The sequence below is a fragment of the Actinoplanes sp. NPDC051405 genome (assembly GCF_055586185.1).
In genome coordinates this window covers 183,500-200,820 of record NZ_JBVJIR010000014.1, presented here as the reverse complement: position 1 = coordinate 200,820, position 17,321 = coordinate 183,500, and the positions used below count along the sequence as shown (strand labels likewise).

The following is a 17,321-nucleotide window of genomic DNA, read 5'->3' as shown; positions in this document are numbered from 1 at the left end:
GCTCACAGGGTGCGCAAAGCCTCCGCCGGGGACAGGCGGGCCGCCCGGGTCGCCGGGTAGAGCCCGGCGAGCGCTCCGACCAGCAGCGCCGCCCCGAGGCCGGCCGCCAGCCCGGCCGGCGGTATCGCGACCGGATCACCGCCGAGGCGCGCGGCCACCGCGGTCGCCAGCACGCCCAGCGCGATCCCCAGCACTCCGCCGATGGCCGCCAGCAGCGTCGACTCCAGCAGGAACTGGGCGGCGACGTGCCGGCGGCGGGCGCCCAGCGCGCGGCGCAGACCGATCTCGCCCCGGCGTTCCAGCACCGAGATCACCATGATGTTGGCGATGCCGACCCCGGCGATCAGCAGGGCGATGCTGCCCAGCCCGAGGAACAGCCCGACGAAGGTGCCCTTGGCCGCGATCCGGGCGACCAGCAGGTCCGACGGGCGGAGCACCTGCACGTCCTGCTCACCGTCCGGGGCCGTGGTGGCGGTGAGCACGGATGCCACCTCGGCCACCTGGTCCGGGTCGGCGCGCAGGTAGATGCGGCTCGGCCCGCCGGTACGCCCGAACATCTCCTCGGCGTTGCGGAAACTGATCAGCGCCGCGACATCGAGCTCCGGGGCGACCGCGACCGGCGCGAGCACCCCGACCACGGTGAAGTAGTGCTCGCCGAGGTAGACCTGCGTCGGCGTGGCCAGCGAGCCGATGCCCAGGATCCGGGCCGCCTCGTGGCCGAGCACGGTCAGCGGATAGCGGTCCGCCGCCGGATCGAGGTACCGGCCGAGCAGCAGTCGCGCCGAGACGGCGGCCGGAAGTGAGGGCTGGGCCGCGAGCACGTTCATGCCGCCGGTCTGCGCCGCCGGGATCGCCGCGCTGCGCCGTACGGTCACATTGCGGACGCCGCCCACGGCCGTGACCGTCCGGACCGGCGGGATGCGCGCGATCATCGGCTCGGCGGTGACCGGCAGCGGCACCTCGCGGCCGTTGACCGACTGTCCGGACGCCACGGTCAGCAGGTTGCCCTGCTCGCCGAGCTGGGTGATCAGGTCGGCCTTGGCCGACTCGGCGATGCCGAGCACGGCGACCACCGCGGCGATCGCGATGGCGATGCCGACGGCGGACAGCGCCGAGCGCACCCGCCGGGCCCGCAGTCCGACGGTGGCCAGGGTGATCGCGTCGGGTAGCCGCAGGCGGGAGGCCATCAGGAGTCCTCTCCGGTCGCCGGCCGGAGCCCGCTGTCGGCGACGATCCGGCCGTCGCGCAGCTGCACCTGCCGGCGCATGGCCGCGGCGACGTCGGCGTTGTGGGTGATCAGGACGACGGTGGTGGCGTCGCCGGCGAGCCCGGCCAGCAGCTCGGTGATGCCCGCGCCGGTGACCGAGTCGAGGTTGCCGGTCGGTTCGTCGGCCAGCAGCACGGCCGGCCGGCCCACGACGGCGCGGGCGATCGCGACCCGTTGCCGTTCGCCGCCGGAGAGCTGCCCGGCGCGGTGCCGGATCCGGCCGGCGAGACCGACCTGGGCCAGCGCCTCGGCGGCGTGCGCCCGGCGGGCGGCGGCCGGCATGCCGCGGTACAGCAGCCCGGTCGCCACGTTGTCGAGCACACTGAGGTGCTCCAGGAGGAAGAACTGCTGAAAGACGAAGCCGAGGCTGGTGGCGCGGACCTCGGACAGCCTCGGGTCGGACAGCGCCGAGGTGTCGGTGCCGGCGATGCGGACCGTACCGCTGGTGGGGCGTTCCAGGGTGCCGAGGATGCTCAGCAGCGTCGACTTGCCGGCACCGGAGGCGCCGGTGATGGCCACCGTCTCGCCCGCGCCGATCACCAGGCTGATGTCGGCGAGGGCGGTGACGGTGGACGGTGGCGGATAGACCTTGCTCACCGCGGAGAGCTCCAGGGCGGCGGTCATGTCGCCGGCACCTCCACTTTGGCGCCCTCGCGCAGGCCGGCGCCCTCGACCTGGACCAGGGTGGCGGAGAACAGGCCCGGGGTGACCCCGGTCAGCTGCCGGGCGCCGCCGTCGAGCAGATAGACGCCGTACCCGCCGCCGGCCAGCGCGACCAGCGCGGTGACCGGTACGGCCAGCACCCCCTCGACGGAGTCGGTGACCACGGCGACCTCGACCGGCGCCTGGTCGAACCGCGCCCCGGCCACCTCGCGGCCGAGGGTGACCGTGGCCGCCACCGACGGCATCTCGTTGCCGCGGCCGAACTCCTGCTCACTCGGCCCCGATGCCACAGTGGACAGCTCGCTGACCCGGCCGGGCACCGTGTCGCCGTCGGGGAGGGTCACGGTAACGGCATCGCGCAGACGGACGAGATGGCTGTCGGTCACCGGCACCGCCAGGGTCACCGCCACCGTCGGGGACGTACCGGACAGCACCGCGGCCCCGGTCTCTCCCGCGGCCGGCCCGCCGACCTGAGCGGTGACGGTCGTGACCCGCAGCCGTCCGGGCTGGAAGGTGACCGCGCCCAGCGCCAGCCGGCCGGTGACCGGCTGGTGTGTCGCCCGCTGCCAGCGGCGCAGCGCGGCCGCGGTCGCCGCGGTGAACTTGCCGTCGACGGTCAGCCGAGCCGCGGTGGCGTGCCCGAGCGCCACGAGGTTGCGCTCCAGCGCACGCACGTCCGGACCCCCGGTGACCCCCAGAGCCAGCGGACGCCAGGCCGGCCGGTCGCCGTAGAAGAGCCGGACCGGCCGGTTGTCGACGGCGAGGACCCGCCCGCCCCGCGAGATCACCTGACCCGGCCGGGGCAGCCACGTGACGGTGCCGGGAGCGCCGGACCCCTGCCAGTAGACGGTGTACGTACCCGTGTAGCCCAGAGTGCCCGGCACCCGCGTGGTCGTCCGCAGATCCGTCCGGGTCACGGTCGCCGTGCCGGTCGGCACCCCGGCCGCGGCCGGCGCCACCGGCGCGTCGCGCAGCCACCAGCCGGCTCCCGCGGTCCCGGCGACCGCGAGCGCAGCCCCGGTCAGCACCGCCCGCCTACGCATTGCCGAGGTTTCCCAGGCTCGACAAGGCGGCCTCCGCGTCCAGCACGGCCCGGCAGGCGTCCAGGGCCCGCCGCACGGCCGGGTCGGCCTTGCCAGCGGCCGGGATCGAGGACGAGTCCAGGCCGAAACCCTTGCCCGGGACGAACGGGCTGTCCACCGTCGGGTCCTTGTAGTTCGGCAGCCCGTTCGCCCGCATGCACTGGGCCGACTTGACGCCCGCCTGGACCACCTTCGGCGGTGGCGGGCCCTGGCCCTTCATCGAGAACTGCGCCGCCTGCATGAGCTCGCCGCAGGCGGTGTCGATGGCCGTCATCTCCGCCTCTTCGAGTTCACGCAGGCTGACCTCGTCGGTGTAGACGTAGCCGGCCGCGGTCAGCAGCGGATCGGGATATCCCGGCACGCCGTGCTCCCGGATGCACTGCGCCGCGGCGTGCAACCTGGCCCGGCGCCCGGCGCTGCTGTCACCGCCGATCGCGTTGGGATTCTCCTGGTCACCCGTTCCCTCACCGGTGCCGGCACTGCCGCTGACATTCAGCCGAGGCACGGTGGGCGTGGCCGGCTCGTCGCTGCACGCGCCGGCCGTGCCGAGACAGACCAGCGCGGCACTGACCGCGGCGGCCACCCGGTAGCGCTTCATCACAAACCCCGTTCGTCGGTTCCGCAGGACGCCGACAGGTCTACCGCCCCGGTGATGACACCAGCGCTACGCGCTCTGTCGGACCGATGTCATGTCCCGGGAGGCACAATGTCGGCATGCGCGTGCTGGTGGTCGAGGACCACGTCACGCTGGCCGCCCGGATCGGCGAGGGGCTGCGGGACGCGGGGATGGCGGTCGACGTGGTGCACGACGGTGCCGCGGCGCTCGGCGGTGCCGCCGGCACGGACTACGACGTGATCGTGCTGGACCGGGACCTGCCCGTGGTGCACGGCGACCAGGTGTGCCGGTCGCTGGCCACCGGCGGCGGCGCCCGGATCCTCCTGCTGACGGCGGCCACCACGGTCGGCGACCGGGTCGACGGTCTGGAGCTGGGCGCCGACGACTACCTCGGCAAGCCGTTCGCCTTTCCCGAGCTCGTCGCCCGGGTCCGGGCGCTGGCCCGCCGTACCCCCTCGGCGCCGCCGCTGGTCCGCCGGGGCGATCTGACCGTGGACCGGGCCCGGCACCGGGCCGACCGGGCCGGGCGGGCCCTGCCGCTGACCCGCAAGGAGTTCGGCGTGCTGGAGATGCTGGCCGCCGCCGACGGTTCGGTGGTCAGCGCCGAGGACCTGCTGGAACACGTCTGGGACGCCCACGCGGACCCGTTCAGCAACGTCGTGTCGGTGACCCTGGCCCGGCTGCGGCGCAAGCTCGGCGCCCCGCCGCTGATCGAGACCGTGGTCGGCCGGGGCTACCGCCTGTGACAGCCACCTGGCGTGCGATGCGGCCCCGGCTGACCGTCCGGGTCCGGCTCACCCTGCTGTACACCGGGCTCTTCGCCGCCTGCGGGTTGATCCTGGTGGCGATCACCTACGGACTGCTCGCCGGCAACCTGCCCGGGCCGGAGCCGGCCAAGAACCGCACCAGCCCGGTCGACGCGAAGCAGGTCATGCCGGTCGAGTTCGCAGCGGCGTGCGCCAAGGCGACATCCGAACCCGGTGCCGAGCCGGAGCTGCTGATGAAATGCAAAGCGGCCTACCAGGAGGGCATCGTCGCGGGGGCCGAGACACAGCGCCAGGCGACCCTGGACCAGCTGCTGCGGTATTCCCTGGGCACGCTGGCGGCGGTCACGCTGCTGGCGGCGGTGGCCGGCTGGGTCGTCGCCGGCCGGGTGCTGCGCCCGGTGCACCGGATCACCGCGGCGGCCCGCGACGCCTCCGAGGACCACCTCGCGGCCCGGGTCGCGCTGACCGGCCCGCACGACGAGCTACGCGAACTGGCCGACACGTTCGACGCCATGCTGGACCGGCTGCAGACAGCGTTCGAGGGCCAGCGCCGCTTCATCGCCAACGCCGGCCACGAGCTGCGGACACCGCTGACCGTCATGCGGACCGCCGTCGACGTGGTGCTGGCCAAACCGGAACCGACCCGCGACGAACTGATCGGCATGGGCCGCGACGTCCGGACCGCCGTCACGCACGCCCAGGCCCTGATCGACGCGCTGCTCACCCTGGCCCGCACCGACCGCGGCCAGATCGGCCGGGAGCCGGTCGACCTGGCCACGGTCACCGAGGACGCGATCGACGCCGCGGCACCCCCACCCGGCACGGCCCGCCTGCACACCTCCCTGGCCCCGGCCCCGACCAACGGCGACCCGATCCTGCTCGAACACCTCGCGGCGAACCTGGTCGACAACGCGATGCGCTACAACGTCCCCGGCGGCGCGGTGTGGGTGAGCACGGCCAGCACCGGCGGCCGGGTGGTGCTGACAGTGGACAACACCGGGCCGGTGATCGCCCCGGAGGCGGTCGAGACGCTGTTCGAACCGTTCCGGCGGCTGCGGGAGCGGACCGGGGACGGCGGATTCGGGCTGGGGCTGGCGATCGTGGCGTCGATCGCGGGAGCACACGGCGGCGAGGCGGTGGCCGGGGCCCGGCCCGGCGGCGGCCTGAGCGTGACGGTCAGCCTGCCGACTCGTACGTCCTGACGCCCATCCGTGACAGCTACGGTGAGGCCCATGATGGCGCTCGCGAACCTACTCTTCAAGGCGATCGAGCCGCTCATCAAGAAACAGATCAAGAAGGCCGACTTCCATCGCAGGTTCAACGCGGCAGTGGCTCGCGCGGTATCACGATTCCGGGCGCAGGCGTCCACCACGGACCCGGCCGTGGTGTCGTTGCTGTTGGACGACGCACCGGTCCTCGATCTGCCCACGGTTCAAGCTGCCGTCCGTGACCTGGTGCTGCTGCCGGCTCGCGCAGGCGGTCAGGCTCACGTGCAGTTCGCGGATGCGATCACCCGTTTCCTGCCCACGGTGCCGCCGGAGCAACTCGGCCGGACCGTCGACGTCCTCGTCACCTGCCTGCGTGACGAGCTTCAGCACCTGCCCGAGGTGCGCCCGCTGTTCGAGCTGATGTACCAACAACAACAGACCGAGCTGCTGGCCAGGCTGGCGCCTCGGCCTGACTCACTCACTCCCACCACCTCGGGCAACCTGCCACAACGCGGTTACGAGCGATTCGTCGGACGGACGGCCGAGCTTGCGACGATCATGACAAGGATGCGCCCGGATGACCGGGCGTGGGTGGTGGTGGTCGACGGCATCGGCGGGGTCGGCAAGACGAGCCTGGCGCTGGAGGCCGCGTACCGGCTCTCCGGCGAACCGGGTCCGGCCCGTTTCGACTCCGTGGTCTGGGTGTCGGCGAAACGGGACACGCTGACGGCGCAGGGCATCCTGACCCGGCCGGCGGACTTCGTGGCGCTGCGCGACATCTTCGAGGCCATCGGCGCGGTGTGCGGCCGGCCCGACCTGCCGCAACTGCCGGAGAACCAGCAGCGCATCCTGGTGCGCACCCTGCTGGGCGGTCCGCGTCGGGTGCTGCTGGTGCTGGACAACATGGAGACGGTCGACGACGAGACGGTCACCGCGTTCCTCCATGACCTGCCCCAGCCCGCGAAGGCCATCGTCACCTCCCGCCACCGCATCGACGTGGCGTTCTCGATCCGGCTCGAAGGCCTCGACCGGGCGGATTCCGCCGACCTGATCCGGTCCGAGGCAGGCACCCGCTCGGTCGTTCTGTCCGACGCCGAAGTGATCGCCCTCGCCCGCAAGAGTGGGGGCGTACCCCTGGCCATCGTCTGGAGCCTGGGGCTGATGAGCCTCGGGCACAGCATCGAGTCGGTGCTGCGTCGGCTCGGGTCGGGCAGCGGCGACATCGCCGCCTTCTGTTTCGCCCGCAGTGTCGAGGCCCTGGGTGACGGCGACGCCCTGCGAGTGCTCGCCGCCGCCGCACTGTTCGAGGCCCCGGTCGATCGTCAGCTGCTCGGCCAGGCTGCCGGACTGGGCGTCGACCAGGTCGGACGGGACGACGCGCTGCAGATGCTGATTCAGTTGTCGCTGATCAACCACAAGGCGGAGTCGTTCAGCCTCTTGCCGTTGACACGCACGTACACGCGCGCTTTCCTCGCCGAGCGGCCGCCGACGAGACTGGCCGCTGAGGACAACTGGTTCCAGGCGTTGATGCGGATCGCCGCTGACTACCGCGGGCCGGACCTCATGTGGCGCGATCGGGCCCGCCTTCGTACGGTAGGACCCCACTTCGAAGCCGTCTACGCGATGGCTCACGAGCACGGCCGTACGGAGGCGCTGACCGACGTCGCCAAAGCCCTCGTCGCCTTCTACGACGTGGTGGGCCGCTGGGACGACCTGGTCCGCATCGCCACCGAACTGGAGGCCTACGGTCGCGCCTTGTCCGATGTCGACGCCATCTCCGACGCCGTCTGGTACCTGAACTGGGTGCACGGTCAGCGCGGCGATCTGGAGTCGGCCTGGGCCAGCCTCGAGCGGGCCAAGAACCTGACCGTCACCGCGGTCCACCAGATCAATTACCTGGTCGGCTACTCGCAGACCAGTCGCCGGGCCGGCCGGCTCGACGAGGCACACCGGCACATCACGGCAGCCCTGGAGGCGTTGCCTGGGGTCGAGCCGTCGTTGGCGCCCGCCTACCGCGGGAACATCCTCTTCGAGCTGGGAAAGGTCGCCCGGGACGGCGGTGACTGGGACGAGGCCGACCGGTGGTTCGCCGAGGCGAGCAAGGTGTTCGACTTCGACGAGCAACAAGAGACGATAACCAGCGGACGACGGCCGACGTACGACCTGGAACGGGCGCTCGGCCTGCTCGGCAACCGTGCCGTCGTGGAGCATCACCGGGGAAATCTGTCCGCGGCGGCGGAGATGCTCGACCGGGCCCTTCGCTTCACCAGGCAACACGGCAGCGTCTCCGACCTGGCGACCCTGCTGATCCGCCTGGCGCTGGTCCGGATCGATCAGGACCGCCCCGAGGATGCACACACGGCGGTGATCGAGGCGCGGAGCCTGGCGGCCAGGACAGGCATGCAGGACGAGATTCATCAGTCGGAGCTGCTGCTGGCACGGCTCGCCGGCTAGCGCCCGTCAGCCACCGCGGACGGCGCGGCCCGGCCGGTCCTCAGTTCGCGGGCGATGACCGTCAGCAGGTGCTGGGCGCTGACCGGCTTCTGCAGCAGGATCGCGCCGGTCGGCAGGGTGCCGCGCGCCGCCAGGATGCTCTCCGCGTAGCCCGACATGTACACCACCCGCAGCCCCGGCAGTTCCCGGTGCACCGCGGTGACCATGTCCGGCCCGTGCATGTCGGGCAGCACCACATCGGTCAGCAGCAGGTCCAGGACGTCGGAAGTAGCGGCCAGGGTCAGCGCTTCGGCGGCGGTACGCGCCGACCGGACCCGGTACCCGTTGCGGTCCAGGACGCGCTCGGTCAGGGCGCGCAGCCCCTCGTCGTCCTCGACCAGCAGGATCGTCTCGCCGGCGCCCGGCCGCGCCCGCGTCGACGTGCGGGCCGCCGGGCCCGCGTTCTGCTCGGTGACCGGGAGCAGCGCGGCGATCGTCGTGCCGTGGCCCAGCTCCGAGTAGAGCTGGGCGTGCCCGCCGGCCTGGGCGATGATGCCGTAGATCGTGGCCAGGCCCAGCCCGGTGCCCTGGCCCTTCGGTTTGGTGGTGAAGAACGGTTCGAAGGCCCGTTCCAGCGTCTCCTGGTCCATGCCGGTGCCGGTGTCGCTGACCGCCAGCCGCATGTACTGCCCGGTGCGGACGCCCGGGTGCTGCGCCGCGTAGTGCTCGTCGACCGTGACGGCGTCGGTGTCGATGGTCAGGGTGCCACCGTTGGGCATCGCGTCGCGGGCGTTGACGGCCACGTTGACCAGCACCTGTTCCAGCCGGCCGACGTCGGCCAGCACCGGCGCCGAATCCTCGGTCAGCCGGGTGATCAGCGTGATGTCCTCGCCGAGCGTGCGGCGCAGCAGCTTCTCCACGTCCGCCACCACACCGTTGAGGTCCAGCGCGGTCAGCTCGGCGACCGTGTCGGCCCGGGCGAACGCCAGCAGCTGGCGGGTGAGGCCGGCGGCCCGGTCGCCCGCCGCGACGATCTGCAGCAGGTCGTCGTGCAGCCGGGCCCACGTGGGGTCGCGGGCCGCCAGTTCCTCGACGTCGGCGGCGGACATGCCCGCGTAGCCGTTGATGATGCCCAGCAGGTTGTTGAAGTCGTGCGCGATGCCGCCGGCCAGCTGCCCGAGGCTCTCCAGCCGTTCCGACTGGCGCAGCCGCTGGCGCAGGTGGTGGCGCTCGGTCACGTCGTCGACGACGGCGCACCGCACCGAGCGCCCGGCGAAGGTGGTCAGGTGGGAGGTCACCTCGACCTCGGTCACCCGGCCGTCGTGCTTGCGGTGCCGGCGGGCCCGGCAGCGTTCGACCGGCGCGGCCGCGGCCAGTTCTTCCCGTACGGCGGCAGCGTCATCAGCCGGGCACAGGTCGGTGACCACGGCGCTGAGCAGGGCTTCCCGGTCCAGGCCGAAGTAGTGCACGGCGGCGTCGTTGACCGCCACCACGGCCAGCGTCTCGACGTCGAACAGGTAGATCGGGTAGGGGTTGGCGTCGAACAGCTGCCGGTAGTTGCGCTCGTGCTCGCGGGCCAGCTCCTCGGCCCGGCGCCGCTCCCCCAGTTCCCGGTCGACCGCGGCGAGCAGGCCGGCGAACTCGGCGCCGAGATCACTGACCTCCCGCGGGCCGGCGACAGTCACCGCCGGCTCCAGGTGACCGCTGGTGGCGGCGGCCCGGACGGCGGTGCGCAGCCGGCCGATGGGCCTGGTGATCCGGCGGTACACCAGCAGCGTCGCCAGCAGGCCGGCGAGCAGCCCCAGGGCGGTGATCCCGGCCTGGCGGCGGGCGAGCCGGTGCGCGGCGGCCAGGGCGGCGGACCGGTCGGCGCCCGCGTACACCCGCCAGCCGGGGCCGGGGACGGTGCTGGACCCGTACACCCGGCGCAGCCCGGCCACGTCGGTGCCGGCGCCGGATCCGCCGGTGAAGCGGCTGGCCCGCACGGCGGTGCCGGCCCACCGGCCGGCGTCGGGCCACCGGGTGACGATGGTGGCGCCGTCACCGGAGGTGAGCAGGAACTCCAGGCCGCGGGCCCCGCCGAAGGTACCGCCGGCCGCGGCGGCCAGCCCGATCAGGTCGACGAAGGCGACCACCAGGCCGCGTCCGGCGATGGGCGCGGACAGCAGGACCGCCGGCCGGCCGGTGCGGTCGTCGGTCACCGGACCGACGGTGCCGGGCGTCCGGGCCGCGGCGGCGACCCACGAGGCACCCCGGTACGCGACCGCCTCGTCCTCCCCCGGCGGTTGCGAGGAGCACACCACCGAGCCGTCGCTGCGCAGCACGTCGAGATGGCCGTCCTGTGGCCCGCCCAGCGAGAACGCGAGGCGGCAGGCCTCGGGCTCGTCGAACACGGAGGCGGCGCCCGGACTGGTGGCGACCGCGTCGACGCTCGAGCGGACGCCGGCCAGGTTGCGCCCGAGCTGCTCGGCGGCCTTGCGCGCCCCGAACTCGGCGTCGGCCCGGGCGGCGGACAGGCCGTCGCGTTCGGCACTCTCCCAGCCGAAACCCAGGGCGACGGTGGCGGCCAGCACGAACAGCGCCAGCAGCGCGCCGAGGTACGACCGCAGCGGCATCGGGCTCTTCGTCAGCATCCGGGGCACCGCTGCCTCGACTTCCCGGCCCGCGACTTCCCGGCCCACGACGGCGGCACCGGAACCGCCGAACGACGAGAGCGACATTACCGCTCGCCCGCGTGCCGGTCCGGGACTCGACGAGATTGCTCCCGTGGGCCCGGCACCCGGCCGAATCGGCGATAACGCCACGGCTCGCCGGAGGTTGGCCGAAGCTGAGAGTGACCGGACAATGCGGCAGCCGACCGAGGAGTGAACGTGGCGCGTGGCGGCGGGTGGGGCTCGGCGTTCGACAATCGTTCGCTGCGGACCAAGATCGGGGCGGCCGTGCTGGTCGCGACGGCCATGGGCGTGATGATCGCGGCGATCTCGCTGCAGACGCTCTACCAGATGAGCGACACCTCGATCGCCGCGCAGCGCGAGGACCTCACTGTGCTGAAGGCGTCCTCGTCCGTAGGGCAGAACCTGGAGAGCTTCGTCGGGTCGACCAGCGCGATGAAGGCGTACCCGGCGATCGCGGCCGAGATCGGTAAGGGGATGGCCGAGCAGCAGCAGGCCATCGACTCCGGGTTGCAGGTGCTGGCGGCCAATCTCAGTGACGCGCCCGGCCGGGCCGTGGTCACCCGCATGCAGACCGACTGGGACACCTTCAAGACCTTCATCACCGGCGTCTCCAGCGTCTCCACGCCGGCCGAGCAGGCCGCCGGGCTGGCCAAGTTCACCGAGCTGCACGACGCGCTGCTGGCCGACCAGGCGCAGGTGGAGAAGTACGTCTCCGACCGGGTGTCCGCCCAGATCGCGGCGGCCGAGCAGCGCAAGAGCGATGCGGTACGCACGGTCGTGATCCTGCTCGTGGTGGGCGTGGTGATCAGCCTGTATCTCGGCATGCGGGTGGCCGGCCGGGTGCGCCGCGCGGTCGCCGGTGTCTCGCACGCCGCGGAGGGGCTGGCCGACGGTGACCTGACCCGTACCTGTGACGTGCGGGAGCGCGACGAGGTCGGCCGGATGGCCGCCCTGCTGGACCGCGGCATCGGCCGGCTGCGCCAGGACGTCGTCCAGCTGGCCGGGAACGCGACCACCCTGCAGAACTCGGCCGAGCAGCTGACCGCGGTCTCCGGCGCGGTGAGCTCGGCCGCCACCGAGGCGTCCGTGCAGGCCGGCTCGGTCGCCGCCGCGGCGGACGTGGTCTCGAACAACCTGCAGATCGTCTCCACCGGCTCGCACGACGTGGGCGCCTCGATCCGGGAGATCAGCGCGTCGACCTCGGAGGCGACCGGCGTGGCGGCCAAGGCCGTGGAGGTCGCCGCCGCCACCAACGCCACCGTCGCGCGCCTGGGCGAGTCGTCCACCGAGATCGCCACCGTCGTCAAGGTCATCACCGCGATCGCCGAGCAGACCAACCTGCTGGCGTTGAACGCGACGATCGAGGCCGCCCGCGCGGGCGACGCCGGCAAGGGCTTCGCGGTGGTCGCGAGCGAGGTCAAGGACCTGGCCCAGGAGACCGCCAAGGCCACCGAGGACATCGTGCGCCGGGTGGAGACGATCCAGTCGGACACCTCCGGCGCGGTGGCGGCGATCGGCGAGATCAGCGCGATCATCGAGCAGATCAACGGCATCCAGGTGACCATCGCGTCCGCCGTCGAGGAACAGACGGCCACCACCCAGGAGATGAACCGGACCCTCTCGGAGGCGGCCGACGGCGCCGGGAACATCGCGGCGACCATCGCCGGGGTCTCGGACGCCACCCGGCGTACCACCGACACCATCGGCGAGACCAGCCAGGCCGCCACCGAGCTGGCCGTGATGTCCCGGCAACTGCAGGACCTGGTGGCGCGCTTCCGTTACTGATCGAGGAGAAAGACGTGCGTTCTCTGAGCATGCGGACCAGCCTGCTGGCCGCCGCGGCCGTCGCCCTGCTGGTGGCCCTGGTCGTCGGTGCCGTCGGGATCCTGCGCACCAACACCACCGCCGGGCGGGCCGAGGCCATCTACACCGAGGCCCTGGTGCCGCTGGCCACGGTCAAGGACATCCAGCAGATCATCTGGCACGCGCGGTGGGCGAGCCTGTCGAACCTGACGGCCACGGACCGCACCAAGGCCACCGCGTACGGGCAGGAGGCCACGACCTATTACGACCTGGTCACCACCAGACTCCAGGAGTACGAAGGCCTGACCGTCTCGGCCGAGGAACGCGCCGCGATGGCGACCTTCCAGGCCACCTGGACGAACTACCTCGACCTGCGCAAGCAGTCCAGCGCCCTGAAGAACGCCGGCAAGGTCCAGGAGTGGGAGCAGTTCCGCAGCACCACGTTGAACCCCGCCACCGCCCAGGCGCTCAAGGACCTCGACGCCCTGGTGGCCATCTCCCAGCGGGAGGCCACCGCGAGCGCCGCGGCCGCCCGGTCCGCGGCTGACCAGGCCCGCCTGACCATCAGCGTCGTGCTCGCCGTCGGAGTCCTCATCGCGGCGGCGTTCGCGCTGCTCGTGGCCCGGGCCCTCAACCGGCGCCTGCACGCGCTGCGCGAGGTGGTGACGGCGATGGCGGACGGCGACCTCACGGAACGGCAGCCGGACACCGGCGCCAACGAGATCGGCCAGATGTCCCGCGCGGTGCACCGCGCGGCCGGTCAGCTACGGGTCACGATGCAGACGCTCGCGGGCATGAGCTCCGGCCTGTCCGAGCGTTCCACCGAGCTGCAACAGGCCAGCCGCAGCCTCAGCGGCAGCACCGACCAGGCGTCCGTACGGGTCGGCGCGATCGACACGGCGGCCGGCGAGGTCAGCGCCGGCGTGCAGGCCGTGGCGAGCGGCGCCGAGGAGATGGGCGCCGCCATCCGCGAGATCGCCATGAGTGCCACCGACGCGGCCCAGGTGGCGGCCGGCGCGGTGGCCACGGCCTCGCACGCCCAGCAGCTCATGTCCAAGCTGGACGCCTCGTCGGCCGAGATCGACAGCGTGGTCAAGGCGATCACCGCGATCGCCGAGCAGACCAACCTGCTCGCCCTCAACGCCACCATCGAGGCCGCCCGGGCCGGGGAGACCGGCAAGGGGTTCGCGGTGGTGGCCGGGGAGGTCAAGGATCTGGCCCAGGAGACGGCGAAGGCCACCGAGGAGATCAGCCGGCGGACCGAGGTCATCCAGGCCGACACCCGCGCCGCGGTCGAGGCGATCGCCGGCATCGGCGACGTGATCGAGAAGATCAACGACTACCAGAACACCATCGCCTCGGCCGTGGAGGAGCAGAGCGCCACGACCAACGGCATGACCGGCGACCTCAACCGTGCCGCCGGCGGCACGGCGGAGATCAGCGGGCAGCTCGCCGAGGTGGTCCAGGTGACCACGGCGACCCGCGACGCCGACCAGGCCACCGAGACGACGGCGGCCGAGCTCGCCGACATCTCCGGCCGGCTGAACACGATGGTCGCCGTCTTCCGCTACTGACGGTGTTGTACCGTCCGGTCCATGCCGTCGTCCTCGAGCCCGCGGCGGTACGTGATCACCGGCGCCCCGGGGGCCGGCAAATCGACCCTCCTTCAGCTTTTGCGCCGGCACGGGTACGCCGTGGTCGACGAGGCGGCCACTGACGTCATCGCCCGCGAGCAGGCCCGGGGCAACGCCGAGCCGTGGCGCGAGGAGAGCTTCATCGCCGAGGTGGCCCGGCTCCAGCACGAACGCCAGGAGCTCCCGCCGCCCGCCGGCACCACGGTGCAGTTCTTCGACCGGTCGCCGCTGTGCACAGTCGCGCTCGCCCGCTACAGCGATCGGCCGGTGCCGCCGTCGCTGGCGAGCGAGGTCGCCCGCGTCGTGGCCGAGGGCATCTACCGGCCGCGGGTCTTCTTCGTCCGGCTGCTCGGTTTCATCACCCCGACGGCGGCCCGCCGGATCAGCTATGCGGATTCGGTACGGTTCGAGCGTTTCCACGAGCAGGCCTACCGTGAGCACGGCTTCGAGCTGGTCGACGCGCCGGCCGGGCCGCCGGAGCAGCGGGCTGACCTCATCGCCAGGGCCGTCGCGGGAGACGGCTGAGCCCGCTCCCCCGGGGTTGTCCACAGGGCGCGGAACCGGGGTCGCGGCGGCTCATGATCACACCGTATGGTGTGGCTCCCTCGGCCGCGCCGGACGCGGTCGTGTCGGTGGGAGGACCTCAACATGGCACGGTGGTCTCGGTCGAGGCTGCGCAATTACGGCATCGCGGCGGTGGCCTTGCTCGGCGGCTCGCTGCTGGTCATCCCGGCGGTCTCGCAGGCCGAGGAGCCACCGGCCCGGCCGGCGACCGCTCTGGCACCCGCGGCGGAGCCCGACCGGATCACGATGGTGCCGGGCGCGAAGGGCCGCTCGGCGTTCCAGTTCGAGCCCGGCTCCGGCGACGTCCGGGCGCCGTACGCGTTCGTCTCCACCGGCGGCACCGTGCGGGCTCAGCAGCTCGGCGGCAGCGTCACCCCGGCCGCTCAGGCCAGGACCGGCGCCCCGCAGCGCTCGGCCCAGGCGGCCGCGGCCGCCGGCACCTACAAGACCACCCTGACGGTGGACTCGCAGAACTGGACAGCCTGGAACAAATTCATCAGCCTGTGGAACCGCGACACCTGGACCTGGATGCCGGTGACGAACCCGCAGAGCTCGCTGAGCGCGACGGCCAGCCTGCCCCCGGGCAACTACTTCGTCACCATGATGTACGGCATCTACAACGTGGACAGCTACCTGCTGACCAAGTCCTTCACCGTCACCAACGCGGCCCAGACCGTCCGGCTCGACGAGAAATCGGCCAAGCGGGTGGGCTTCTCCGTCGACGACACCACCGCGCAGTCGGAGTCGAGCACGGTGTGGATCTCGCTGCCGAACGGTGACCTCATCGGTTTCGCCGGCGGGCCGAAGACCCGCAACTACGTCACCACGTCGTCCCCGCCCGGCACGACGCTGCGGGTGCACGACGTGCTGACCAAGGCCGGCTCCACCGCGCTCAAGCCGAGCCCCTACCGGTACGACCTGGTGCGCTACTGGCCGCACCCGTTTCCCGCGTCGCCGATCAGCACCGTCCGCACGGCTTCGCTGGCCAGGACGAGCCTCACGATCCGGGGGCAGGGCACCAACACCGACGGGTCGTACGCGACGGTCCCGATGACCGGCGAGTGGACCGGCGCGTACGTGCCGACGTCGATGCGGCTGCCGGCGAGCATCACCGAGTACGTGACGCCTGGGGTCAACATGGGCCGCCTGGTCGACTACGGCTCCGGCCAGTCGCTCAACCTGGGCTACCGCACGCTGCCGGCGGGCACGTCACCCGGCGCCACGGTGGGTGCCGGCCCGCTCGCCCCGACCCGCCGGCCGGGGAACGACGACTCCCGGCGCGAGGGCAGCCGGCTGTCGATCCTCGAGAACATGACCCTCGGTGACACGGCGGGCAACCAGGGCGCCGACAGCGCCGGCACCGACTCGCTGACGTTGAGCAGCGGCGGCGAGGTGCTGAAGACGGCGGAGACGGCGAGCATGACCGTGACCGTGCCGCAGGGCGAGCAGACGTACCGGCTGGACCACACGATGACGCGCCGGGTGCCGTGGTCCCAGCTGTTCACCAGGATCCGCAGCGAGTGGACCTTCACATCGGCGTGGAGCCCGGTCCCGACCCCCCTCGCGCTGATCGACCTGGACCTGTCCGCCGCCGGGCTCGACCAGCGCAACCGGGCCGCGGCCGGGCCGGTGCCGCTGACCATCAAGCCGTCGACCCGCGAGAGCTCGGCGGAGAGCACCGTCGACAAGGTCGAGTGGTCGCTCGACGACGGCGCCACCTGGAGCGAGCTGCCGCTCACCGCGTCCGGCGACGGGACCGTCGAGGTGACACCGGAGCTGCCGGCCACGGCCGCGTTCGCATCCCTGCGGGTGACCGCGGGCAACGAGGACGGCGGGGTGCTGCGCCGCACCATCCTGCGGGCGGTGGCCGGGCCGGCCACCGCGGGCGACGAGTCCGCCGGCACGACCACGATCTCGAACCTGACTGTCAATGGGGGCAGGGCGCTGCTGCCCGACCCGGATGCCGGTCCGATCGAGATCGTCTCGACCTTCACCGCGACCGACCCGTCGGGCATCGGGCAAGCCGGCCTCTACTTCTGGCACGGCGGCTACCACACGCCGGACGGGCTGGTGCCGACGAGCACCGAGTGCACCCCGGTGAACGCGACCACGGCCAACTGCACGGCCCTGGCGTACCTCTACGACGTGCGGTACTCGCTGGGCATCAACGGGCTGGCCGGGGTCTGGAACGCCGAGGTGTGGGCGACGGCGAAGGACGGCACGGGCTTCATCGACCGCAAGAAGGCGGGCAGCCTGACGATCAAGCGGACGACGCGCGTGACGGCGGACGCCACCCCTGAGCCGGTGACGAAGGGCCGCACGATCACCGTGACGGGAGCGCTGACCCGGATGGACTACTACGCCGGGTGGACCTTCCGGGCGTACCCGGCGCAGCAGGTGAACCTGCAGTGGCGCAAGGCCAACACGACCACGTGGACGACGGTCAAGACGGTCACCGCGGACGCGAGCGGCAAGCTCAAGACGACGGTGAAGGCGGGATCCGACGGCTCGTACCGGTACAACTTCGCCGGCGACGCGACGTCGTGGACGTCGTCGAGCTCCGCGGACTACGTCGACGTGAAGTGAGACAGCGGGCCGGCATGCTCCCC

The 17,321-nt window shown here is 72.5% G+C and carries 12 protein-coding genes; 7 read left to right on the top strand and 5 right to left on the bottom strand.

The window, feature by feature from the left end:
• Positions 1-2: 2 nt before the first annotated feature.
• Genes ACZ6S4_RS28650 through ACZ6S4_RS28635 form a run of 4 tightly spaced genes read right to left on the bottom strand, consistent with a single transcriptional unit; the run spans position 3 to position 3,610 of the window.
• Positions 3-1,187, bottom strand: coding sequence for an ABC transporter permease (locus tag ACZ6S4_RS28650; protein WP_465477868.1), 1,185 nt, complete (start codon positions 1,185-1,187; stop codon positions 3-5).
• Positions 1,187-1,891: an ABC transporter ATP-binding protein gene (locus ACZ6S4_RS28645; protein WP_465477867.1), complete on the bottom strand. Its 705-nt coding sequence runs from the start codon at positions 1,889-1,891 to the stop codon at positions 1,187-1,189. The genes ACZ6S4_RS28650 and ACZ6S4_RS28645 overlap by 1 nt, the downstream gene beginning before the upstream one ends.
• Positions 1,888-2,973 (bottom strand): peptidoglycan-binding protein, encoded by a 1,086-nt coding sequence (locus ACZ6S4_RS28640; RefSeq protein ID WP_465477866.1) that lies wholly within the window; start codon positions 2,971-2,973, stop codon positions 1,888-1,890. Before ACZ6S4_RS28640 ends, ACZ6S4_RS28645 begins: the two co-directional genes overlap by 4 nt.
• Positions 2,966-3,610: a hypothetical protein gene (locus tag ACZ6S4_RS28635; RefSeq protein WP_465477865.1), complete on the bottom strand. Its 645-nt coding sequence runs from the start codon at positions 3,608-3,610 to the stop codon at positions 2,966-2,968. Before ACZ6S4_RS28635 ends, ACZ6S4_RS28640 begins: the two co-directional genes overlap by 8 nt.
• Positions 3,611-3,726: 116 nt before the next feature.
• On the opposite strand from ACZ6S4_RS28635, the gene ACZ6S4_RS28630 reads away from it, so the two are divergent.
• From ACZ6S4_RS28630 to ACZ6S4_RS28620, 3 genes are read left to right on the top strand one after another with little or no spacing between them, the layout of a single operon-like run.
• Complete coding sequence (locus ACZ6S4_RS28630) at positions 3,727-4,374, top strand: response regulator transcription factor (protein ID WP_465477864.1); 648 nt, start codon at positions 3,727-3,729, stop codon at positions 4,372-4,374.
• Positions 4,371-5,597: a sensor histidine kinase gene (locus tag ACZ6S4_RS28625; protein ID WP_465477863.1), complete on the top strand. Its 1,227-nt coding sequence runs from the start codon at positions 4,371-4,373 to the stop codon at positions 5,595-5,597. Before ACZ6S4_RS28630 ends, ACZ6S4_RS28625 begins: the two co-directional genes overlap by 4 nt.
• Before the next feature lie 30 nt (positions 5,598-5,627).
• On the top strand, positions 5,628-8,057 hold the full coding sequence (locus ACZ6S4_RS28620; protein WP_465477862.1) for an AAA family ATPase: 2,430 nt from the start codon (positions 5,628-5,630) through the stop codon (positions 8,055-8,057).
• Here ACZ6S4_RS28620 and ACZ6S4_RS28615 read toward each other — a convergent pair.
• The gene (locus ACZ6S4_RS28615; protein WP_465477861.1) at positions 8,054-10,756 is read right to left on the bottom strand and encodes an ATP-binding protein; all 2,703 of its coding nucleotides are present in this window, start codon (positions 10,754-10,756) and stop codon (positions 8,054-8,056) included. The genes ACZ6S4_RS28620 and ACZ6S4_RS28615 overlap by 4 nt on opposite strands.
• A 150-nt stretch (positions 10,757-10,906) precedes the next feature.
• On the opposite strand from ACZ6S4_RS28615, the gene ACZ6S4_RS28610 reads away from it, so the two are divergent.
• From ACZ6S4_RS28610 to ACZ6S4_RS28595, 4 genes are all read left to right on the top strand, one after another.
• Positions 10,907-12,496, top strand: coding sequence for a methyl-accepting chemotaxis protein (locus tag ACZ6S4_RS28610; protein ID WP_465477860.1), 1,590 nt, complete (start codon positions 10,907-10,909; stop codon positions 12,494-12,496).
• A gap of 14 nt (positions 12,497-12,510) precedes the next feature.
• Positions 12,511-14,088: a HAMP domain-containing methyl-accepting chemotaxis protein gene (locus tag ACZ6S4_RS28605; protein ID WP_465477859.1), complete on the top strand. Its 1,578-nt coding sequence runs from the start codon at positions 12,511-12,513 to the stop codon at positions 14,086-14,088.
• Positions 14,089-14,109: 21 nt separating this feature from the next.
• Positions 14,110-14,673: an AAA family ATPase gene (locus ACZ6S4_RS28600; protein WP_465477858.1), complete on the top strand. Its 564-nt coding sequence runs from the start codon at positions 14,110-14,112 to the stop codon at positions 14,671-14,673.
• A gap of 123 nt (positions 14,674-14,796) precedes the next feature.
• On the top strand, positions 14,797-17,298 hold the full coding sequence (locus tag ACZ6S4_RS28595) for a hypothetical protein (protein WP_465477857.1): 2,502 nt from the start codon (positions 14,797-14,799) through the stop codon (positions 17,296-17,298).
• The last annotated feature ends 23 nt before the right edge of the window (positions 17,299-17,321 follow it).